Annotated in this window: 19 protein-coding genes; 15 read left to right on the forward strand and 4 right to left on the reverse strand. The window is 65.2% G+C overall.

Annotated elements, in window-relative coordinates:
• Complete coding sequence (locus tag BMX85_RS11340) at positions 1-426, reverse strand: GNAT family N-acetyltransferase (protein WP_090317239.1); 426 nt, start codon at positions 424-426, stop codon at positions 1-3.
• A 95-nt stretch (positions 427-521) separates the two neighbouring features.
• Between BMX85_RS11340 and argH the strand changes: the two genes are divergently transcribed.
• Positions 522-1,919 carry an argininosuccinate lyase gene (gene argH, locus BMX85_RS11345; RefSeq protein WP_090317738.1) on the forward strand — a complete coding sequence of 466 codons (1,398 nt, stop codon included), beginning with the start codon at positions 522-524 and terminating at the stop codon, positions 1,917-1,919.
• Positions 1,920-1,944: 25 nt separating this feature from the next.
• On the opposite strand, the gene BMX85_RS11350 is transcribed toward argH, so the two are convergent.
• Positions 1,945-2,526 carry a hypothetical protein gene (locus tag BMX85_RS11350; RefSeq protein WP_229210392.1) on the reverse strand — a complete coding sequence of 194 codons (582 nt, stop codon included), beginning with the start codon at positions 2,524-2,526 and terminating at the stop codon, positions 1,945-1,947.
• Positions 2,527-3,358: 832 nt separating this feature from the next.
• Between BMX85_RS11350 and BMX85_RS11355 the strand changes: the two genes are divergently transcribed.
• The 12 genes from BMX85_RS11355 to BMX85_RS11410 all read left to right on the forward strand — a co-directional run bounded on the left by BMX85_RS11355 (position 3,359) and on the right by BMX85_RS11410 (position 17,208).
• Positions 3,359-5,920: a M4 family metallopeptidase gene (locus BMX85_RS11355; protein WP_090317245.1), complete on the forward strand. Its 2,562-nt coding sequence runs from the start codon at positions 3,359-3,361 to the stop codon at positions 5,918-5,920.
• 73 nt (positions 5,921-5,993) lie between these two features.
• Positions 5,994-7,205: a type II secretion system F family protein gene (locus BMX85_RS11360; protein ID WP_090317248.1), complete on the forward strand. Its 1,212-nt coding sequence runs from the start codon at positions 5,994-5,996 to the stop codon at positions 7,203-7,205.
• A complete protein-coding gene (locus BMX85_RS11365; RefSeq protein WP_090317251.1) occupies positions 7,202-8,884 on the forward strand; it encodes a GspE/PulE family protein in 1,683 nt (560 codons plus the stop codon). Before BMX85_RS11360 ends, BMX85_RS11365 begins: the two co-directional genes overlap by 4 nt.
• A gap of 112 nt (positions 8,885-8,996) precedes the next feature.
• On the forward strand, positions 8,997-9,776 hold the full coding sequence (locus tag BMX85_RS11370) for a hypothetical protein (protein ID WP_229210393.1): 780 nt from the start codon (positions 8,997-8,999) through the stop codon (positions 9,774-9,776).
• Positions 9,773-10,351 (forward strand): hypothetical protein, encoded by a 579-nt coding sequence (locus tag BMX85_RS11375; RefSeq protein WP_090317258.1) that lies wholly within the window; start codon positions 9,773-9,775, stop codon positions 10,349-10,351. The genes BMX85_RS11370 and BMX85_RS11375 overlap by 4 nt, the downstream gene beginning before the upstream one ends.
• Positions 10,339-10,938, forward strand: coding sequence for a type 4a pilus biogenesis protein PilO (locus BMX85_RS11380; RefSeq protein WP_090317261.1), 600 nt, complete (start codon positions 10,339-10,341; stop codon positions 10,936-10,938). The genes BMX85_RS11375 and BMX85_RS11380 overlap by 13 nt, the downstream gene beginning before the upstream one ends.
• Positions 10,935-11,480 carry a hypothetical protein gene (locus tag BMX85_RS11385; protein WP_090317263.1) on the forward strand — a complete coding sequence of 182 codons (546 nt, stop codon included), beginning with the start codon at positions 10,935-10,937 and terminating at the stop codon, positions 11,478-11,480. The genes BMX85_RS11380 and BMX85_RS11385 overlap by 4 nt, the downstream gene beginning before the upstream one ends.
• Complete coding sequence (locus BMX85_RS11390) at positions 11,477-13,432, forward strand: secretin and TonB N-terminal domain-containing protein (protein ID WP_090317266.1); 1,956 nt, start codon at positions 11,477-11,479, stop codon at positions 13,430-13,432. The genes BMX85_RS11385 and BMX85_RS11390 overlap by 4 nt, the downstream gene beginning before the upstream one ends.
• A gap of 1 nt (position 13,433) precedes the next feature.
• Positions 13,434-13,934 (forward strand): type II secretion system protein, encoded by a 501-nt coding sequence (locus tag BMX85_RS11395; protein WP_090317269.1) that lies wholly within the window; start codon positions 13,434-13,436, stop codon positions 13,932-13,934.
• Between the two features lie 4 nt (positions 13,935-13,938).
• Positions 13,939-14,316 (forward strand): type II secretion system protein, encoded by a 378-nt coding sequence (locus tag BMX85_RS11400; RefSeq protein ID WP_090317272.1) that lies wholly within the window; start codon positions 13,939-13,941, stop codon positions 14,314-14,316.
• Positions 14,291-14,812 carry a type II secretion system protein gene (locus tag BMX85_RS11405; RefSeq protein WP_090317275.1) on the forward strand — a complete coding sequence of 174 codons (522 nt, stop codon included), beginning with the start codon at positions 14,291-14,293 and terminating at the stop codon, positions 14,810-14,812. The genes BMX85_RS11400 and BMX85_RS11405 overlap by 26 nt, the downstream gene beginning before the upstream one ends.
• 200 nt (positions 14,813-15,012) lie before the next feature.
• On the forward strand, positions 15,013-17,208 hold the full coding sequence (locus BMX85_RS11410; protein WP_229210394.1) for a M4 family metallopeptidase: 2,196 nt from the start codon (positions 15,013-15,015) through the stop codon (positions 17,206-17,208).
• Between the two features lie 12 nt (positions 17,209-17,220).
• Here BMX85_RS11410 and BMX85_RS11415 read toward each other — a convergent pair whose 3' ends face one another.
• Positions 17,221-18,852 carry a CehA/McbA family metallohydrolase domain-containing protein gene (locus BMX85_RS11415; protein ID WP_090317281.1) on the reverse strand — a complete coding sequence of 544 codons (1,632 nt, stop codon included), beginning with the start codon at positions 18,850-18,852 and terminating at the stop codon, positions 17,221-17,223.
• A 163-nt stretch (positions 18,853-19,015) separates the two neighbouring features.
• Here BMX85_RS11415 and BMX85_RS11420 point away from each other — a divergent pair, with 163 nt between their 5' ends.
• Both BMX85_RS11420 and BMX85_RS11425 read left to right on the forward strand, forming a co-directional pair.
• A complete protein-coding gene (locus tag BMX85_RS11420; protein WP_090317284.1) occupies positions 19,016-20,245 on the forward strand; it encodes a M24 family metallopeptidase in 1,230 nt (409 codons plus the stop codon).
• Between the two features lie 8 nt (positions 20,246-20,253).
• Complete coding sequence (locus tag BMX85_RS11425; protein WP_143067948.1) at positions 20,254-20,484, forward strand: hypothetical protein; 231 nt, start codon at positions 20,254-20,256, stop codon at positions 20,482-20,484.
• A gap of 98 nt (positions 20,485-20,582) precedes the next feature.
• Here BMX85_RS11425 and BMX85_RS11430 read toward each other — a convergent pair whose 3' ends face one another.
• Entirely contained in the window at positions 20,583-21,014 is a 432-nt protein-coding gene (locus BMX85_RS11430) for a hypothetical protein (protein WP_090317291.1), read from the reverse strand.
• Positions 21,015-21,028: the final 14 nt, after the last annotated feature.

The raw sequence follows: 21,028 nt of genomic DNA on the forward strand, positions 1-21,028 counted from the left end.
TTAGTTGCGGTAGACGTCGGGGCAGTAGCGTTCCATCAGCGTCGCCGGCCGCGCCGGCGGCGTGAAGCCGAACTGCGCGTACAACCCGTGGGCGTCGAAGGTGGCCAAGGTGAAGCGCCGCAGGCCCTGCAGATCCGGATGCGCGACGATCGCCTCGACCAGCCGCTTGCTGTAGCCGTGGCCCCGGTGCGCCGGCAGCACGAACACGTCGACCATGTTGGCGAAGGTGGCGCAGTCGGTCACCACGCGCGCGAAGCCGACCTGGCGCCCGTCCAGATACGCCCCGAAACACAGCGAATTGGCGATCGCCCGGTCCAGCACCGCGCGCGGCATGCCGACCGCCCACGTCGATTGCTCGCTGAGGAATTGGTAAATCAGGGGCACATCGAGTTGCCCCTTGTCGGTGCTGATCTGCAAGGTAGTCATGTTTTACGTGGCCAAAATGGCAATAATGACATATTTTTGAGCAGTTGACGGTTTATAATCCGTCACACCAATACCGCGAAAACCATCCCACCACTATGACCGCACAACTTTCCAAAAAGAGCGAAGCCTGGTCGGCCCGCTTCAACGAACCTGTTTCCGACCTCGTTAAACGCTACACCGCCTCCGTCTTCTTCGACAAGCGCCTGGCCAAGGCCGACATCCAGGGCTCGCTGGCGCACGCCGAAATGCTGGCCGCGCAGGGCATCATCAGCGCCGCCGACCGCGCCGAGATCGAGCGCGGCATGGCGCAAATCTCGTCCGAGATCGAGGCCGGCCAGTTCGAATGGCTGCTCGACCTGGAAGACGTCCACCTGAATATCGAAAAACGCCTGACCGAGCTGGTTGGCGACGCCGGCAAGCGCCTGCACACGGGCCGCTCGCGCAACGACCAGGTGGCCACCGACATCCGCCTGTACGTGCGCGCCGCTATCGACGACGTGGTCGAACTGCTCGGCGCCCTGCGCGGCGCGCTGACCGACCTGGCCGAGAAAAACGCCGACACCATCATGCCCGGCTTCACCCACATGCAGGTGGCGCAGCCGATCACCTTCGGCCACCACATGCTGGCCTACGTCGAGATGTTCGGCCGCGACGCCGAGCGCATGCTCGATTGCCGCAAGCGCGTCAACCGCCTGCCGCTGGGCGCCGCCGCGCTGGCCGGCACCACCTTCCCTATCGACCGCGAGCGCGTGGCCAAAACGCTGGGCTTCGACGACGTCTGCCACAATTCGCTCGACGCCGTCTCGGACCGCGACTTCGCGATCGAATTCACCGCCGCCGCCGCGCTGATCATGACGCACGTGTCGCGCATGTCCGAGGAGCTGGTGATCTGGATGAGCCCCCGCGTGGGCTTCATCGACATCGCCGACCGCTTCTGCACCGGCTCGTCGATCATGCCGCAAAAGAAAAATCCGGACGTGCCGGAACTGGCGCGCGGTAAAACGGGCCGCGTCTACGGCCACCTAATGGGCCTTTTGACCCTGATGAAGGGCCAGCCGCTGGCCTACAACAAGGACAACCAGGAAGACAAGGAACCGCTGTTCGACACCGTCGACACCGTGGTCGACACCTTGCGCATCTTCGCCGACATGGCCGGCGGCATCAGCGTCAAGCCGGAGGCGATGCGCGCCGCCGCGCTGCAAGGCTACGCCACCGCCACCGACCTGGCCGACTACCTGGTCAAGAAAGGCCTGCCGTTCCGCGACGCCCACGAAGCCGTGGCCCACGCGGTGCGCGCCTGCGACGATCTGAAGATCGACCTGTCCGAAATGACGCTGGAGCAGCTGCGCGCCTATTCGACCCTGATCGGGGACGACGTCTTCGCCGTGCTCACGCTCGAGGGCTCGGTGGCCGCGCGCGACCACGTCGGCGGCACCGCCCCGAACCAGGTGCGCAAGGCCATCGCCCGCGTGCGCGGGCAATTGGCCAGGTAAGCGGCCAACCAAGCAGCAAAAAAGGCTAGTGCATCGCCAGCCGTGACAGCACCGAGAACGCCGCGCCGGTCTGCTCCTGCTTGAGCAGGATGGTCAGCTCGGTGTAGGTGCAGATCATGTTGACCAGGTTGATCTTGTCCCACGCCAGCTGCTTGAGGATGGCGTGGTAGATGCCCGACTCGCGGCTGGTGTCGGGATTCAGGTGCAAGGTCACGGCGTTCAAATCGTCCTGCCGCGCGAGCAGGCGCTCGCCGGCGAACACCTCCTCCACCACCGGCATCAGCACCCGGCTGCAGATCACCATCACCTCGTTGACGCCGCGCGTCACCGTCACGAAGGCGCCGCGCAAGGGCTCGGCCTTGGCCAGCAATTCGCGATGGCATTCGTGAATGCTGTCGGAGTTGCGGAACGTGTATTCGGTCAGCTCCGTGCGGGTGGTCAGCTCCCCGGTTTTGTGCACCAGCGAGATCCCCCGGCTTGGCTGCTGCGGCAGCCGTTCGGCCACGCGCCGCAGCGCCATCACGACGGCGGCCTGCCCCACAGGCTTCCACAGATCGCTCTCGATCTGCGGCTGCAGCTGGCGCGCCAGCTCCGACAAATTGATCAATCCCCGCCTCAGTCCTTCCGTCAGAAAGGACGACTCCATAACAATGCGTTCCACCTTGGTGGCAATCGACAGCATAAAAGATCCCCCTGCCCGCGCGCCGGCGGACAAAACCTGAACAACTAGCTGGCGCTGCGTCCTGCGGCCCACCGTGATCGGCTGCCGCGGACGATGCGATACCCGCGCCGGCGTCCCGGATAGGGACTGGCCGGCGGCCGGTATGCAGCTAACGTGACGAACTACGCGGTGGCGCTAGGCGGGAGGCGGCAGCGCGGTGCGGTTGGCGCGCAGGGCGCGGGGAGCGGGGCAAACGTGTCGAGGGTGTGTGGTCATTTTCTCTTTTCCTGAAGTTCCCGGGTCGCGCTTGCGGGGTCGTGCCCCTGCGCTTTTTATGCACCGGCTCGTGGCAAAAAGCCGCGGCTGGTGTGGCCTAGTTTAATTCGCAAGATTAAAAATTTGCAACAGGCTTGCTGAAAACATGAGCATAGTGTTGCGTAGCAACCGAAACTTGGATCGACGATCATGTTCATGATTGATTTACGACAAAACACGGCAATCGTGCGCGTGCTAACCCGCCTTCCGTGTTAGCGCCCGGTCCCTCCAAAGCATGGGCGCCGCCACCGCCATGTCTCATTTGAGACATTTTTTTCGTCCGCGACCAATTTTCAAAGTTTTTTGACAACGCAATCGCGAAACGAATAGTGTCGGCCCTACTCGCCGTTTTTGACACATACGAACCGTCGCGCAGCCATCCGCCGGCGCGGCGCCGCAGACGCCGAGTCGGCCGCCACCATGGCCAGGCAACCCTTCGCGCACCCACCCACCTGGAGAAGAGATGAACCAACGTAAGACCCTACTTGCCGCATCCGTCGTCGCCGCATTGTCGGTCCTGGCCTCGAACGCCGCCTGCGCCGCCGGCCCGCTGATGGCGGCGCCGGTCAACCCCGCCTCTCCACAAGAGAGCGCGGGACTGGTCGCCAAACTGGCGGCGCTCGACGCCCGGCGCGGCGTCGGCAGCGACAACAGCTTCCGGATCGCCAGCCAGCATCCCGGCGTCGTCGGCGAGAAGATCGTCCGCGCGCAGCACACCTACAAAGGCCTGCGCGTGTTCGGCTCCGAATCGGTGGTGGTGACCAACGGCGCCGGCGACATCGTCAGCGAGTCGGTGGCGGACCGCCGCGCCGGATTGGACGCCAACGCCAACCGCACCAGCGCCGCTGGCGCGGAAGCGGGCCGCCAGCTCGCCGCGCCCGTGACGGACCTGACGCCGGCGCTGAGTTCCAGCGACGCGATCGACAAGGTAGCCAAGACCGTCGCGCCGCGCGGCGTGCACCGCTGGGCGCCGAGCGCCGAACTGCTGATCTACCCGGTGATGAAAACGGTGCGCGTGCCTTCCGCCGTCAACAAGTCGGAGGCCGCGCTCAACGCGCTGGACCTGGAGGAAGTGGTCGACCGCTACGTGCTGGCCTACTACGTGCAGACCCGCATGTCGCAGGACCGCAAGCCGGTCTACTACGACACCATCGTCGACGCCAAGACCGGCACCGTCGTCGCGCAGTGGAAAGCGCTGCAAACGGTGGTCGGCACCGGCAACAGCCAGTACAACGGCGCGGTCCCGATCAACACTTCGCAGTCCGGCAGCAGCTTCCAGATGCTCGACGCGACGCGCGGCACCGGCGGTAAATTCGGCGGCATGGCCATCACCAACGCCAACCACGCATCGGCCGACAATCCGACGCCAGGCACCATCTACACCAACAGCAGCAACACCTGGGGCGACGGCCAGCAGTACATCAACGGCGGCAGCACCACCAACGCCAACGGCCAGACCGCCGCCGTCAACGCGCTGTGGGGCCTGATGAACACCTACGACACCAACAAGAACGTCCTGGGCTGGCAATCGCTCGACGGTAACAACACGGCGACCTACATCGCCGCCCACGTCGATACCGCCTACGACAACGCCTTCTTCGATCCGAACTGCAAATGCATGTACATCGGCGACGGCGGCAGCAGCTTCTACAACCTCGGTTCGATCGACGTGATCGGCCACGAGATGTCGCACGGGATCACCGACGCCACCTCCAACCTGACCTACGCGGGTGAATCGGGCGGCTTGAACGAATCGCACTCGGACATCGGCGGCGAGATGGTTGAAGCGTACGCGCGCGCCGGCGGCACCGGCACCGTGATCCCGGCCACCGGCAACGATTGGATGACCGGCAAGGAGATCGCCCGCAACGGACAGCCGCTGCGCTGGCTGTACAAACCGAGCAAGGACGGCCGCAGCCCGAACGCCTGGAGCAGCACGATCAAGAACATCGACGTCCACCTGTCGAGCGGTCCAAACAACCGCATGTTCTATTTCCTGTCGCAGGGATCGAACGCCACCACCACCAGCGACTACTACAGCCAGTATCTGGTCAAGAGCCCGGCCGCGATGACCGGCATCGGCAACGACAAGGCCTATCGCATCTGGTTCAAGGCGCTGACCACCAAGTTCACGTCGTCGACCAACTATGCCGACGCCCGCGCCAAGGTGCTGCTGGCGGCGCAAGAGCTGTATGGCACCGGTTCGAAGGAAGCCATCGCCGTGCAGCGCGCCTATGCGGCCATCAACGTCGGCGCCGACGTCGACGAAACGGCTGGCGGCTCCGGCGTCTCGATCTCGACCCAGCCGGCCAGCGTGACCGTGGCCGCTGGCGCGACCGCATCGTTCAGCGTCGGCGCCAGCGGCGGCACCTCGCCGTACACCTACAAGTGGTACCGCAACGGCGCGCAGATCAGCGGCGCCACCTCGGCCACTTATTCGTTGACCGCGCAAGCGGCCGACAACGGCGCGGTCTTCAACGCCGTCGTCAGCGACTCGTCGTCGCCGGTCAAGACCGCGACGTCGGGCAACGCCACCTTGACCGTCGGCAGCGGCGGCGGCGGGGCCGAGAAGATCGTCAACGGCGGCTTCGAATCCGGCACCACCGGATGGGCCGGTACCACCGGCGCGATCGGCACCTTCACCGGCCAGACGGCCTTCGAAGGCGCGCGCTACGCCTGGTTGGGCGGCAACGGCCGGACCGCGACCGAGACGCTGACGCAAAGCGTGGCGATTCCGTCGGCCGCCACCAGCGCCACGCTGACCTTCGCGCTGCACATCGACACCGCCGAGAGCGGCGCCACCGCCTACGACAAACTGGTGGTGACCGTGAAGAACAGCGCCGGCAGCGTGCTGGGGACCCTGGCCACGTACTCGAACGCCAACGCGGCCAGCGGCTATCAGACGCGCACCTTCAACCTGGCCGCCTACAAGGGCCAGACCGTGACCGTGTCGTTCGCGGCCACCGAGGACTCGTCGCTGCAAACCTCGTTCGTGGTCGATAAGGTCAGCCTGGTCACGCAATAAGCGCGGACGTGGGCGGCGACGGCAGCATCGTCGCCGCCCTGTTTTTGAAGCCACTCGGTATGCAAAGTATGCGATGCAGTTTCGATTACAAGTGCAGGGCGGGCCTGGGGGCCGGCAAACCATAGCGATCGACGCCGCCAGCGAGGCGGAAGCGGTCCGGCAAGCGGCGCGCGGCGGCTGGCGCGTGCTGGCCATCGATAGCACCATCGGCACCAACAACGCGGGTGCGGGGGAGCGTGCGCGCTCCGGCCTCCGCAAGCAGCCCTTCCCGCTGCTGCAATTCAGCCAGGAGCTCCTGGCGCTGCTCGAAGCGGGGCTCAATCTGAGCGAGGCCACCGCCACGCTGCTCAACAAGGAAACCCGCGCCGGCGCGCGCGCGACGCTGACGGCGATCCAGCGCTCGCTCCAGCAAGGCAAAAGCTTTTCCGACACGCTGGCGGACTTCCCCGCCGTGTTCCCGGAACTGTACGTCGCCACCGTACGGGCGGCCGAACGCTCCGGCAACCTGCCGGAGGCGCTGGCGCGCTTCGTCGGCTACCAGCTGCAGTTCGACGCCATCCGCAAAAAACTCGTCTCGGCCGCGATCTACCCCGCCATGCTGCTGGTGGTCGGCGGCCTCGTGACGTTGTTCCTGCTCGGCTACGTGGTGCCGAAATTCAGCGTGGTGTACGAAGGCTCCGGCCGCGACATCCCCTGGGCGTCGCGGATGCTGCTCGGCTTCGGCCAGGCGCTGGCCGCCCATCCCTGGCTGTGCGCCGGCGCGCTGGCCGCCGTTTGCCTGGCGGCGGTGCTCGGCCTGACCAATGCCGCGCTGCGCCAGCGGCTGGTGCTGGCGCTGCTGCGGCTACCGGTACTGTCGGCCAAGGCGGCGGAATTCCGCCTGGCGCGCTTTTACCGCGCCCTTAGCTTGCTGCTGCACGCGGGCATACCGCTGGCCAGGGCGCTGGCGATGACCAACGCCATGCTGCTGCCGTCGCAGCAACCACAATTGGTGCAAACACGCCGCGCGGTCGAACAGGGGCTGCCCTTTTCCACCGCGCTGGAACAGAACGCGCTCGCCACCCCGGTGGCGCAATCGCTGCTCAAGGTCGGCGAGAATACCGGCCGCCTGGGCGACATGCTGGAACGCTCGGCCAAATTCCACGACGAGGAGTTCGCGCGCTGGGTCGACTGGGCTTCGCGCCTGCTGGAACCGGTTTTGATGACGCTGATCGGCGTGGTGATCGGCGGCGTGGTGGTGTTGATGTACATGCCGATCTTCGAGTTGGCGGGGAGTTTGTCATGAATGCACGCGAACCGGCCGTCCTCGGCCCCGACATGCTGCACGTTGCGCGCGCCGCCGCGCTGGCGCAGGGCCGTGCGCCGATGACGGTGATGGAAGAAATGTCCGGCCTGACGCCGGAGGAGTTCACGCGCCAGCTCGCGCGGCTGTTCTGCTACCCGGCCTGGCCGATGGCCAGCCTGCAGGCGGCGCCGCCGGCCTTCGACCTGCTGCCCTTCACCGACTGCGCCCAGCGCGAATGCGTACTGCTGCGCATCGACGGCGGCGCCCTGGTGCTGGTGATCGGCAATCCGTTCGCCGACGACACCTTGCAATGGGCCGAATACGCGATCGGCGCCGGCTACACCGTGGCGCTGGCGCACCCGGACGACCTGACCGCCTATCTGGCGCAGCAGGAGAACGTGCAGCAGGCCATGCAGGACATGATGGAGGACGGCAGCCACGGCGAGCTGTCCGGCCTCGATCAGAGCATTGAGGACATCTCGCTGATACGCATCAGCGAGGATAGCAGCCCGGTCGTCAAGCTGGTCAACTCCACCATCTACGACGCGCTCAAATTCCAGGCCAGCGATATCCACCTGGAGTGCGACGCGGCGAGCCTGATCATCAAATACCGCGTCGACGGGGTGCTGGTGCAGGCCGGCCAGGTGCAGGGCTTGCAGATGGCGGAGCAGATCATTTCCCGTATCAAGGTGCTGGCGGAACTGGACATCGCCGAACGCCGCATCCCGCAGGACGGCCGCTTCAAGGTGCGCGTGAAAGGCAGCGAGATCGACTTTCGCGTCTCCATCATGCCCAACATCTTCGGCGAGGACGCGGTACTGCGATTGCTGGACCGGCGCGCGCTGACCGAGGCCGCGCAGGCGCTGCGGCTGGAGAACCTCGGCCTGAACAGCGACGCCATCGTGCAAATCCGGCGCCTGGCCGCCAAGCCGCACGGCATGCTGCTGGTGACCGGGCCGACCGGCTCCGGCAAGACCACCACCTTGTACGCGGCCATCACCGAGATCAACACGGGGCGCGACAAGATCGTCACCATCGAAGACCCGGTTGAGTACCGCTTGCCGCGCGTGCTGCAAATCCCCGTCAATGAAAAGAAGGGCCTGACCTTCGCGCGCGGCCTGCGCTCGATCCTGCGGCACGATCCGGACAAGATCATGATCGGCGAGATCCGCGACGACGAAACGGCGCAGATCGCGGTGCAGGCCTCGCTGACGGGCCACCTGGTCTTCACGACGGTCCACGCCAACAATGTATTCGACGTGGTCGGCCGCTTCCTGCACATGGGCGTGGACCCTTACAGCTTTGCCGCCGCGTTGAACGGCATCGTCGCGCAACGGCTGCTGCGGCTCAATTGCGAACACTGCGCCGCAGATATCGAACCCGATCCGCAGGACTTGAAGGACAGCGGCCTGGCGCGCGAGGACCTCGGCGAGTGGCGCTTCAAGGCCGGCGCGGGATGTGGTCATTGCCGGGGCACCGGCTACAAGGGCCGCAAGGCGGTCGCTGAAGTACTGATACTGAACGACGCCATGCGCGAAATGATCTGCACCCGCGCCCCGGTCTCCCGCATGAAGGAGGAAGCGGCGACGATGGGCTTCCGTCTGGCGCGCGGCGCCGGGCTGGATCTGGTGCGGCAAGGCGAAACCACGCTACTGGAGCTCAATCGTGTCACTTATTGAACGTCTAACCCGGCCTCTGCGCGCGGCCACGCCAGGCCCGCTGGCCGCACGCAGCCTGCATATTATGCTGGCGCCCCGACAGCTGTCTTGCGTCGCGCGCCAGGGCCGGCGTGTGGTCGAGGGCAGCGCCCAGCGCATCGCGCTGGTTAATCCAGGCGGGCATTGGCAAGCCGGCCTCGATGCGCTGGGCGCGATGCTGAACGGAACGACGAAGGCATGGGCGGGTCTGCCGCTGGAGATCAGCCTGTCCGGCCGCTGGAGCCACATGGTGGTGGCGCCGTGGAGCGACGCGCTGCTGTCGGAGCCGGGTGCGGCACGCTTCCTGCAATCGCAGCTGACCGCGCTGTATGGCGACGCCGCGCGCGGCTGGCATGTCGTCGGCGACGATGCGCCGTACGGCCAGGCGCGCACGGTCTGCGGCATCGACGCCACGCTGCTGCGGGCGCTCGCGGAGCTGGCCGGTGATTGCGGCCGCTTCTGCCGCGTCATCGAGCCGCTGCTTTGCACCGCGCTGCGTTGTCTGCCTGCGGAGGAGTCCCGCGCCCGTTCCGCCGCCCTGGCGCTGATCGAAACGGGACGTATCACGATGGCGGCGCTGGATCGCGGACGTATCGTGGCTATCCAGTCGCAACCGGCCGGCGGCGCATGGCGGCAGGAGCTGCCGCAAGCCTGGCAGCGCTGGACCTTGCGCGTGCCGGAGTTGACCGCCATCGAACGCGTCGCCGTTGTGGATCTTGGAGCGACGGCGGACATCGCGCCGGGCGCCATCGCGCAACTGGTCGCGGAGACGCTGCCGCCCCGGTTCCGCCTCCTGGACCACCCATTCGGCGTTGCCGACACGTCCTTGGCGGAGCCATGCCCCGGCGTTGCGTCAGCGCGAGTCGCGGCATGACGCGCCTTGACTTCGTTCCGCGCGGCGTGCCGCTTGCCGGCTGGCGCCTGGCGATGCTCGCCATCGGCGTGCTGATGCTGCTACCCGCGGCCATCAACTGGACGGCGCAATGGCAAACCGTCGCCCGCCTGCAGGCACGCCTGGACGCGCAGTCGGCGGCGCTGCAACCGCAGCGCCTTACCCGCCCCGCGTTGGCGCCGGCGCAGCAACAACAAATCGAGCTTCAGGTGAAGGCGGTGGCGGAGGCGGTGCGTCAACTGAACCTGCCTGTCACGCGCCTGCTCAAGACCATCGAAGCCCGCGAGGATATGCGCATCGCGCTGTTGGGACTCGATCTGAATGGCGAACCGGCCCCGGACGTGGAAGCGGCCGCGCCATCGACGCCGGCCGGTACTTTAAAAATCAGCGCCGAAGCGGAGACCGCGCAAGACATGATCAATTACCTCGCTTTCCTGAATCAGCAGCGGATGTTCCGGTCCGTCTACTTACTCAAGCACGAGATGACCGGCGCGCCGCCAGTCGGTGGCGGGGAACGCCCGTATCAATTCCAGCTGGAGGCGCAATGGCGGCAGTAAAAACCGGCAAAGCTACCAAGCTGGGAATAGCCCCGAATGTGGCGAGCCGCGTGGTTTGGGAAGCGCGGCGCCAGTTGCGTCTCACCGGCGCCGGCGCGGTCATCGGCGTGGCGAGCGCCATGCTCGCGCTGCTGGCCCAATGGCACGCGACCCAACTGGAACAACAACAGGCCGCACTGACCGCGCAGCTGAACACCGCGGCGCGCACGGCCGCGACACCCCGCGCCCCGGTGGTGACCACCGCCAGCGGCGTCGCCGCGTTCTTCAATCACTTGCCGCCCCACGACATGATTCCCGACCAGCTCAAGGAACTGGTGCGGGTGGCGCAGCAAAGCGGCATCCCCCTGTCCAAGGCGGAATACAAGCCTGAGCAGGACGCCAGCGCGGGATTTCTGCGCTACCGAATCACGCTGCCCGTCAAGGCCGATTTCGCCAATGTGCAAAGCTTCCTCATCACCGCGCTGCAAACACTGCCGACGCTGACGCTGGAGTCGGTCACGTTCAAGCGTGAGCAGATCGAGGCGGGCGACGTCGAGGCCCGCATCCAGTTCGTTCTGCTGGTGCGGCGGCAGGAGGAGCGGCGATGAGGAAAATCGTACTTGGCACGGCAGCCGTGGCGACGTTGCTGGCGGCGTGGTTCGCGCCCGAGCAGGATGGAGGCGTGGTCGGGCCGGCGGCAGCCACCCCCCGCGAGCTGTCCGCCCCCGCCATAGCGCCGCGGCCGGACGTGGCTCCAGCTGAAATCAGCGCGGCGGAAATGGCGCCTGCGCCCGGCGTCGATCTGCAAATCCACTCGCGCGTGGCGGACGATGAACTGGGTAACGTCTTCGCCAAACAAAGCTGGGCGCCACAGTCCCCGCTCAAGGTGATGGCGGAACAAACGGCGCCGCCACGCCAGGGTGCGACGCCATCGGGTCCTCCGCCGCTGCCGTTCCAGTTCATGGGGCGCTTCACCGACGATGGCAAGACCGCATACTTCCTGCAAATCGACGGCCAGAACGTCGTCGCCCGCCCCGGCGAAAAGATCAACGACAGCTACCTGCTCGACAGCGTCAGCGGCGACACGATGAATTTCATCTACCTGCCGCTCAATCAAAAACAATCTCTCGCCGTAGGGGACACCAATTGAACAAGACCATCGCCACGCGCTTCCACGCGATCGCCGCCAGCCTGCTGCTGTGCGCCTGCGCCGGCAACCAGACTTTCAAGGAAGGCAACGCGCTGCTGGATGCCGGCCAGATCGACCAGGGACTGGCCAAGCTGGAACAGGCGGCGCAGGAAGATCCGCACAACGCCGAGTACCGCATCGTGCTGTTGAACCGCAGGCTCAAACTGGTCAACGCGATGAACAGCCGCGCCGACGCGCTGCGCCTCAAGGGACAGGGCGCGGACGCGGCCAAGCTGTATGAACGGGCGCTGACGATCGATCCCGCCAACCAGGTCGCGCGCCAGGGACTGTCCGCGCTGACGCAGGATAGTCGCCACCAGCAGGTGATGGCGGACGCCGAAGCGCTTTACCAGCGTGGCGGCGAAGCGGAACTGGCCCAGGCGCAGGAACTGCTGCGCCCCTTGCTCGCCGAGCGTCCCGGCCAGCGCGACCTGCTGCGGCTCAAAACGCGCCTGAACGACGCGCAAACGCGCCTGCGGCCGGCCAACGGACGGCTGGCCGCAGCCTACCGCAAACCGGTGACGCTGGAGTTCCGCGACGCCCCGGTGCGGGCGGTGTTCGATTTCATCGGCAAGGTGTCTGGCCTGAATTTCGTTTTCGACCGCGAGGTCGATCCCGCGTTGCGCGCGACGATCTCGGTGCGCGACACCAGCATCGAGGAGGCCATCGGCATGCTGTTGAGCGCCAATCAGCTCGAGCAAAGCGTCACCGGCGACCGTTCCATCACCATCTATCCGAACAATCCGCAAAAGGTGAAGGACTACCAGCAGCTGGTGGTGCGCAATTTCCTTCTGGCGAACGCCGACGTCAAAACGGTCGCGTTCTCGCTCAAGACGCTGCTCAAGGCCAGGGACATCGTCACCGACGAACGTATCGGCAGTATCATCATGCGCGACACCCCGGCCATGATACGCATGGCCGAACGGATCATCTCCATGCAGGACGTGGCCGATCCGGAAGTCATGCTGGAGGTGGAAGTGCTGGAGGTGAAACGCACGCGCGGCCAGGAGCTGGGTATCCGCTGGCCCGATTCGGCCGGCTTGACCCTGCTGGGCAGCGGCGAATTCGGGGCCTTGAACGTGGGAGATCTGCGGCACATCAACAGCGGCAAGATCGGCCTCGAGCTGGGCTCCGTCAAACTAAACGCCAACAAGACCGACACGGACAGCAATATCCTCGCCAATCCGCGCATCCGCGTGCGCAACAAGGACAAGGCCAAGGTGCTGATCGGCGACCGCGTGCCGGTGATCACCGTGACCACCAACAATGGCGTCAGCGCCGACAGCGTCAACTACGTGGACGTAGGCCTGAAACTCGATGTCGAACCCAATGTGTATCTGGACGACGAGGTGGCGATCAAGATCAACCTGGAAGTGAGCAGCGTGGTCAAGGAGATCATCAGCAAGTCCGGCACACAGGCCTACCAGATCGGTACCCGCAGCGCGGCTACCGTACTGCGGCTGAAGGACGGGGAGACCCAGGTGCTGGCCGGCCTGATCAACGACGAGGACAGAACCACGGCCAACAAGATCCCCGGCATCGGCGATCTGCCGATGATGAGCCGCCTTTTCGGCAGCCAGAAGGACGACTCGACCCGCAGCGAGATCGTGCTGTCGATCACGCCCCGCATCCTGCGCTCGATACAGCGTCCGGAGCTGCCGGCGGCGGAATTCTACTCGGGCACGGAATCCGATGTCGGCGGGCGCGGCCAGTCCGGCCTTGCCCTGGCCTCGACCGGTGACATGGCGCAGGGCGCGGCGCAAGACGGCGTGCCGACGCAACCCACGGTCGACAACCCGGCGACGGGCGGCGGCGGATCCGGCATGACCGGCGCCGATAGCGCCTTGACGCCGCAGGCGGCCAAGCCGGAGCCCACCGGCCAGGCGCCATACGCGCCGAAGAAAGGACAATGACATGCCTCGCGCAAGCCAGCGCGGTTTCACATTCATCGAACTGATGATCACCTTGGCCATCCTCGCCACGCTGGCGATGGTGGCCGCGCCGATGGCGCAGGTGGCGGTGCAGCGCGAGCACGAACGCCAGCTGCGCACCGCGCTGATCGAGATCCGCGAAGCCATCGACGCCTACAAGCGGGCCGCCGACAATGGCCGCATCAAACTGGCGATCGGCGACTCCGGCTATCCGAAGAAGCTGGAAGACCTGGTCAACGGCGTGCCGGACCTGCGCAGCCCGCGCAAACAGAATATGTACTTCCTGCGCCGCCTGCCGCGCGATCCCTTCGCGCCGCCCGAGGGCAACGGCCACGGTTTCGCCGGCGGCGGCGCTGGCGGCGGCTGGGCGCTGCGTTCCTACGCGTCGCCGCCGGACAACCCGACCGAAGGCGAGGACGTTTTCGACATCAGTTCCCGCTCCACGAAAACGGGATTGAACGGCATTCCGCTCCGTCTATGGTGAACAAATGAACCGTCTAAACAAGGGATTTACGCTGGTCGAACTGCTGGTGGTGCTGGCGATCATATCGCTGCTGCTGACGATCGCGCTGCCCCGCTATTTCAGCTCGGTCGACAAATCGAGGGAGATCGCGCTGAGGGAGAACCTCCAGGTCCTACGCAGCGGCATCGACAAATACTACGCCGACAAGGGCGAGTACCCGGCCGCGCTGGCCGATCTGGTGAATCACCACTACTTTCGTAAGATCCCGCTGGACCCGGTGACCGAATCCGCATCGACCTGGCAGTTGCTGCCGTCCGCCGACGCCGAGAAGCCCGGCGTGGCCGACGTCCGCAGCGGAGCAAAGGGAAAGACACGCGATGGCACGCCGTATCAACAGCTCTAGACCATGCGCAAAGCGCCGCCAACGCGGCTTTGCCTATCTGTGGACGCTGATGCTGGTGGCGTTCATGGGCGTCGGCCTGACCATCGGCGCGGACCTGTACGCAACCGCCGCGCGGCGGGACAAGGAGCGCGAGCTGCTCTTCATTGGCCACGAGTTCCGTCACGCGCTGGAGCGCTACTACAACGCCGGCGCGGCGGGCCAGAACCAGTATCCGCTGACGATCGAGGATTTGCTCAAGGACCCGCGCTTCGCCCAGCCCAGGCGCCACCTGCGCCGGCTGTACACCGACCCGGTCACCGGCAAGGCCGAATGGCATCTGGAGCGGCAGCAGGGCCGCATCGTCGGCATCCGGTCGACGTCGACGCAACGGCCGATCAAGCAGGATAACTTCGACGATGACGATGCGGGGTTGGCCCGAAAGTCGCGCTACGCCGACTGGCTCTTCACCTATCCCCACGACCTTTTCACGGTATCCCAAGGTGGCGACAAGAAGTAGTGCATAATTAATAATATTTTGATCTGTGACATAACGCCACGGGCGCGGACGGTCTAGCGTGACTCATCCGCTTTCGCGGACTCGGCGCCATCAATCGATGCCCGCCGGAACGGATTCGGGAGGATGAGATGAAGCCGCACACGCCCTTACTTATCACACGCATTACCACACCCGTCGCCGCATGTATCGCGATGGCCGCCATGGCCACAAGCGCCGGCGCGCAACCGGGTATCCAACTGATGGCGGCGCCGATCGCGCCGCCCTCCCAGCAGGAGAGCGCCGGCCTGGTATCGAAGTTGACGGCGCTCGAAAGGTCGCGCGGCATCCCGGCCGACTACAGCTTCCGCATCAGCGGGCAGCACCCCGGCGTCGTCGGCCAAAAGATCACGCGCGCGCAGCACACCTTCAAGGGCCTGCGGGTGTTCGGGTCGGAGTCGGTGGTGGTGACCAACAGCGCCGGCGAAATCGTCAGCTCCTCGGTCTCGGACCGCAGACCCGGCCTGGTCCCCAGCGCGGCCGCCACGCCGGTGGACATGACGCCGGCGCTGACGTCCGAACAGGCGATCGACGTCGCCGTGAGGTCGGTATCGCCGCGCGGCGTGCACCGCTGGACGCCGAGCGCCGAACTGCTGCTCTATCCGATCATGAAAACTGTGCGCGTGGCCTCGGCGGCCGGCAAGCCCGAAGCCGAACTCAATGCACTCGATGTGCAGGAAGTGGTCGAACGCCACGAGCTGGCCTACTACGTGCAGACCCGCATGGCGCAAGACGGCAAACCGTACTACTACGACACCGTCGTCAACGCCAAAACCGGCGCCATCATCGCCCAATGGCAGGCGCTGCAAACCGCCATCGGCCAGGGCAAGAGCCAGTACAACGGCGTGGTGCCGATCAGTACCTCGCAATCGGGCGCCATGTTCCAGATGCTCGACGCGACGCGCGGCACAGGCGGCAAATTCGGCGGCATGGCCATCACCAACGCCAATCACAGCTCGTCCAACAATCCCAACCCCGGCAGCGTCTACACCAACAGCACCAACGACTGGGGCGACGGCTTGCAATACACCGGTGGCAGCACCACGGACGCCAACGGCCAGACCGCCGCCGTCAACGCCTTGTGGGGCCTGATGAACACCTACGACACCAACAAGAACGTGCTGGGATGGCAGTCGCTGGACGGGAACAACACATCGACCTACATCGCCGTCCACGTCGACAAAGACTACGACAACGCCTTCTACGACGACAGTTGCAGGTGCATGTACATCGGCGACGGTTCCTTTTTCTACAGCCTGGGATCGATCGACGTGATCGGCCACGAGATGTCGCACGGCGTCACCGCGGCCACGGCGGACCTGGTCTACGCCGGCGAGTCGGGTGGCTTGAACGAATCGAACTCCGACATCGGTGGCGACATGGTGGAGGCCTATGCGCGCGCCGGCGGCACGGGCAACGTCGTGCCGGCGACCGGCAACGACTGGATGACGGGCAAAGAGATCAGCAAAAGCGGCGAGCCGCTGCGCTGGATGTACAAGCCAAGCAAGGACGGAAGCAGTCCGGACGCCTGGAACAGCTCACTGAAGAATCTGGACGTCCACTACTCCAGCGGACCGAATAACCGCATGTTCTACTTCCTGTCGCAGGGCTCGAACGCCGATCCCGCCAGCGACTATTACAGCAAATACCTGGTCAAGCAGCCGGCGGCGATGAGCGGCATCGGCAACGATAAGGCTTATCGCATCTGGTTCAAGGCGTTGACCACCAAGTTCACGTCGTCGACCAATTACGCGGATGCACGCAACAAGGTACTGGCGTCGGCGCAGGAACTGTATGGCGCCAATTCCAAGGAAGCCATCGCCGTCAAGCGCGCCTACGCGGCCATCAACGTCGGCGCCGACATCGACGAATCGGGTGGTGACGGTGGCGGGGACGCCACCGAACTTGTGGTCAACGGCGGCTTCGAAGACGGGACGAGCGGCTGGCGCGGCACCACCAGCACCATCGGCAGCCTGCCCGGTCAACCCGCGCACGAAGGCACCCGCTTTGCCTGGATGGGCGGCAAGGGCAGGAAGACCACCCAGACGTTGTCGCAGGCGGTGACGATACCGGCGGAAGCGGCCAGCGCGGAGCTGAGCTTCGCGCTGCATGTCGACAGCGCCGACACCACCGACACCGCGCACGACACGCTGACGGTCACCGTGCGCGGCAGCCTGGGACGGGTACTGCGGACCTTGTCCACCTACTCCAACGTCGATGCCGCGGATGGCTACAAAATCCGCAGTTTCGATCTCAGCGAGTTCAAGGGCAGGCAGGTCACCTTGCACTTCGCGATGCGCGAAAACGCGTCGCTGAAAACCTCCTTCGTCCTCGACAAGGTCAGCCTGCTCGCCAAATAGGAGCCGTCCCGATTACCGCAGCGTGACGAACACCGGGTTCGAATAGAACCACAGGCTGCGGTAGTTACGGTCGTTGATGTCGTTGAAGCGCTGGGTGTTGTCGGTGGTTCCGGTGCGCTGGTCGGCCAGCGGCTCGCCGCCTTGTGTCAAGCCGGCGACATCGGTGCCGAGATTGGTGCCGCGCAGGCGATAGTACTGGTTCTTGCTGGCGGTGGTCTCGTAGGTGACGGTGAAGTAGCCATCGGCGTCGACCTTCCAGTCGGCGCTGGTGAAGCGTTTGACCACCTTGGCGCTGGCGTTGGTGGCCACGCCGTAGGCCGCGCTGCCCTGCGCAGCTTTCGGCCCGACATCGCCGACGATCAGGTCGACGTGGTCGACCACCGGCTTGACGTTGGCGGCGGTGCCGCTGTCGACCGGCTTCTCGTAGTTGTTCTTCGCCGGGGTCTTGAAGCGGATCGTGACGACCACCTTCTCGCCGCTGGCGACCTTCAACTCGCCGCCCATCTCCTTGCGGTCGTCCTTGCTGGCCAGGTTGAAGTCCAGCGCGTTGATCAGATCACCGTAAACCGAGAACATTTTGCCCGAGCGCAGACCTTGCAGAAGGTCCTTCACCGCCGGCGCGCCCAGGGCGGCGTTGAACACATAGTTCTTCGCGTACTCGCCCGGGAAGTAGCCGCTGCTGTTGCCGTTGACGATCTTGAAGTGGGTGTCGGAATCGGTCAGGTTCCAGACGCGGCGTCCCTCGCCCAGCAGCGCGTCCCACACGCCGCCGACCTTGGCCACCACGTAATCGACGCCGCCGTAGGCGCGCAGCGGCGCGTTTTCCGGCGTGTAGGCGGCGGTGTAGCCGCCGCGATCGGGCTCCATCTGGTTGCCGACCATGCCTTCGATGGCGAACATGATGTTCGGCGCGATGTCGTTGAAGCGGCGGAAGTCGTCGACCGTGTAGCTGCCCTTGTTGCGGGACGGATGGTTGATCACCGCGTAGCTGGTGTCCGGGTAGTTGTCCTTCAACCAGCTGATCGCCTTGAGCGCGTCGTCGGCGGTCTTGTTGTAGCGGGTCTCGCCGTACTTCGCCTTCCACGCGGCGACGTCGGCGGCGTCGAACATGGCCGGCTCGCGGGTGGTGAACAGGTATTCGAATTCCTTCATACCCTTGGTGCTGGTGGTCAGCTTGTCGGCGCCCTGGAAGATGCCCACGCCGATATGGTCGTGGGTCGGCATGTCCCATTCGAAGCCGCTGAAAACCAGTTTATCGGCGTAGGTGCCGGCCGCCTGCAAGGCCTGCAGGCGCGGGATCTCGTAGCGCTCCGCGCCGATCGACATCGGGATCGAGGTATCGAGCTTGGCGCCCTTCTCGTCGCGCGTCGATACGCGCAGATGGTTGGACACGGCCATCCAGTCCAGGCCAAAAGTGGTAAATGCCTTGCCCAGCACCTTGTCCAGGGTCTGGCTGACGTCCGCGTCGGCCGACTGCGTGGTGTGGGTATGCAGATCGCCGGCGATCCAGCGGCCGCTCGGCAACGGCGGCGCGTTACCGCCGATCGGCTGATCGCCACCGCCGCAGGCGACGGCCGCCACCAGGATCGCGGCGGCCGTCGGAATCAACAGGAGACGGGTGGAGAAGGCTTTTTTGCGCTGCATGCTATTGTCCTGAAAGTGAATGCGGAGAAGCCGGCACACTAGCATTTGCGTGTTACGGCACGATGACGGAGCGGCAAGCGCCGGTCGCAAAACTGCTATCATCGTGGACTGCCGCGGCCCGGCTCCGCGCGCGTTCGAAAACTCAAACAGGGATGTTAGAAAAATGACTATTGGCGGAAAGACCATGGAGCAGGCTTTGTCGACGTTATCCGATATGACCGCGGGCGCGGTCCCGATCGGCAAGGAAGAGCATCTGCAGCGCGTTCAACGCGCCCAGGTCTTCATGCGCCAGCAGGGCATCGCGGCGATCTATGTCAATGCCGGCGCCAATATGACCTACTTCACCGGCACCAAGTGGCATGCCAGCGAGCGCATGGTCGGCGCGATCATCCCCGCCAGTGGCGCGGTCGAATACATCGCCCCGGCGTTCGAGGAAAGCACGCTGAAGGACTTCATGCTGGTCGACGGCGCGGTCAACTGCTGGCAAGAGCATGAAAGCCCGTACCAGCTGTTCATCGATACGCTCAAGCGCATGGGTATCGCGCCCGCCGCCGCAGGCGAGGCCGCGCCGCGCGTGGGCATTTGCGAAAGCGCCGCATTCTTCATATACGACGGCATCCGTCCGCTGGCCGAGGGCTACGCACTGGAAAACGCCAGCAGCGTGACCGCGCATTGCCGCACTCGCAAATCGGCCAACGAAATCGCCCTGATGCAGCGTGCCAAGGACATGACGATGGCGGTGCACGTGGCCGCCGCCAGCATTCTGCGCGAAGGCATCACCACGGTCGAAGTGGAGGAATTCATCGACCGCGCGCACCGCAAGGTCGGCGCCTCGGGTTCGTATTTCGTCATCGTGCTGTTCGGCGAGGCGACCGCGTATCCGCATGGCGTGAGCTATGTGCAGACGCTCAAGCCGGGCGACACGGTGCTGATCGATACCGGCTGCAAGCTGCACAACTACATCTCCGACATCACCCGCACCTACGTGTACGGCGAAATCAGCGAGCGTCAGCGTTCGGTGTGGAACAGCGAGAAGGCGGCGCAGCTGGCGGCCTTCAACGCCGCGCAACTGGGCGTGCCGTGCGAGGAAGTGGACCAGGCGGCGCGGCGGTCGCTGGAGGCCGACGGTTTCGGCCCCGGTTACAAGCTGCCAGGCCTGCCGCACCGCACCGGTCATGGTATCGGCCTGGATATCCACGAGTGGCCGTATCTGGTCGGCGGCAACAAGACGCCGCTGGACGTGGGCATGTGCTTCTCGAACGAGCCGATGATCTGCATCCCCGGCGAATTCGGCGTGCGCCACGAGGACCATTTCTACATGACCGAGAACGGTCCGAAGTGGTTCACCGAGCCGGCGCACAGCATCGACGATCCTTTCGGCCTGGCGCGTTGAGAGTGGCGATGCAGACTGCGACAATACTCAGCCTGGCCGCATCGATCACGTGTGTCGGCCTTTTCACGAAACAGAAGAACTGGGTGCTGGCGGCGGCTTTCGCGTTCTCCTCGATCTACACGATCCTGGATAAGGCGATCTACATCGCGGCGGTGCCGGCGTTTGTCATCCCCTGGTGCGCGTATATCTTTTTCGCGCTGGTGGGCTACGAGGTTTTCCGCAAGGTCGTCCTCAGCTGAAAAAAGAAACGAGAAACGGGGTCAAGTCTGACATTCGGACACGAGCTGGGCAGCATAGTGCTTCAGTCCGTGTCCGAATGTCAGACTTGACCCCGATTTTAGGCTTGGATGCGTTTGAGGGCGCGGTGGAAGCGCAGCGGGACGGTGACGGGGAATTCGTTCCCTAGCGGCCGGCCGACGATGATCGGGCCGAACATCGCGCGCAGCGGCGAGGCGCTCTTGCGCACGAAGGTGCGGCCCTGCGCCGTCTCCTCCGCCGGGATGTAACCGAATTGGGCGATCCGGCCGAGGAAGGCCGTGCCGGCCTCCGCCGACACCATGCCGCGCACCGGCAGATGCTCGATCGCCGCCGAGGCGATGTAGCCGGCAAAACCCAGCAAAACTATCCGCAGCACGCCGACCAGATCCCAGCCGCGTGGCAGCTGCGTCACCACAAACAGACATAACACCGCCACGGCGATGGTCAGCCAGCTGCGCGGGTTTTCCAGCGGGTTGAGAACGATCTTGTGTTGGGTGATGGTGCTCGCCATGACTGCCGCCTGCT

Origin of the sequence: Duganella sp. CF517 (assembly GCF_900110275.1) — a bacterium.
Taxonomy (GTDB): domain Bacteria; phylum Pseudomonadota; class Gammaproteobacteria; order Burkholderiales; family Burkholderiaceae_D; genus Rugamonas.

Excerpts from the sequence above, each read along its gene's own strand:
- BMX85_RS11385 (WP_090317263.1), top strand. The coding sequence starts at position 10,935 with ATGAGGAAAATCGTACTTGGCACGGCAGCCGTGGCGACGTTGCTGGCG.
- BMX85_RS11375 (WP_090317258.1), top strand. The coding sequence starts at position 9,773 with ATGACGCGCCTTGACTTCGTTCCGCGCGGCGTGCCGCTTGCCGGCTGG.
- BMX85_RS11340 (WP_090317239.1), bottom strand. The coding sequence starts at position 426 with ATGACTACCTTGCAGATCAGCACCGACAAGGGGCAACTCGATGTGCCC.
- BMX85_RS11415 (WP_090317281.1), bottom strand. The coding sequence starts at position 18,852 with ATGCAGCGCAAAAAAGCCTTCTCCACCCGTCTCCTGTTGATTCCGACG.
- BMX85_RS11395 (WP_090317269.1), top strand. The coding sequence starts at position 13,434 with ATGCCTCGCGCAAGCCAGCGCGGTTTCACATTCATCGAACTGATGATC.
- BMX85_RS11425 (WP_143067948.1), top strand. The coding sequence starts at position 20,254 with ATGCAGACTGCGACAATACTCAGCCTGGCCGCATCGATCACGTGTGTC.
- BMX85_RS11365 (WP_090317251.1), top strand. The coding sequence starts at position 7,202 with ATGAATGCACGCGAACCGGCCGTCCTCGGCCCCGACATGCTGCACGTT.
- BMX85_RS11400 (WP_090317272.1), top strand. The coding sequence starts at position 13,939 with ATGAACCGTCTAAACAAGGGATTTACGCTGGTCGAACTGCTGGTGGTG.
- argH (WP_090317738.1), top strand. The coding sequence starts at position 522 with ATGACCGCACAACTTTCCAAAAAGAGCGAAGCCTGGTCGGCCCGCTTC.
- BMX85_RS11405 (WP_090317275.1), top strand. The coding sequence starts at position 14,291 with ATGGCACGCCGTATCAACAGCTCTAGACCATGCGCAAAGCGCCGCCAA.
- BMX85_RS11360 (WP_090317248.1), top strand. The coding sequence starts at position 5,994 with ATGCAGTTTCGATTACAAGTGCAGGGCGGGCCTGGGGGCCGGCAAACC.
- BMX85_RS11380 (WP_090317261.1), top strand. The coding sequence starts at position 10,339 with ATGGCGGCAGTAAAAACCGGCAAAGCTACCAAGCTGGGAATAGCCCCG.
- BMX85_RS11430 (WP_090317291.1), bottom strand. The coding sequence starts at position 21,014 with ATGGCGAGCACCATCACCCAACACAAGATCGTTCTCAACCCGCTGGAA.
- BMX85_RS11355 (WP_090317245.1), top strand. The coding sequence starts at position 3,359 with ATGAACCAACGTAAGACCCTACTTGCCGCATCCGTCGTCGCCGCATTG.
- BMX85_RS11420 (WP_090317284.1), top strand. The coding sequence starts at position 19,016 with ATGACTATTGGCGGAAAGACCATGGAGCAGGCTTTGTCGACGTTATCC.
- BMX85_RS11410 (WP_229210394.1), top strand. The coding sequence starts at position 15,013 with ATGGCCACAAGCGCCGGCGCGCAACCGGGTATCCAACTGATGGCGGCG.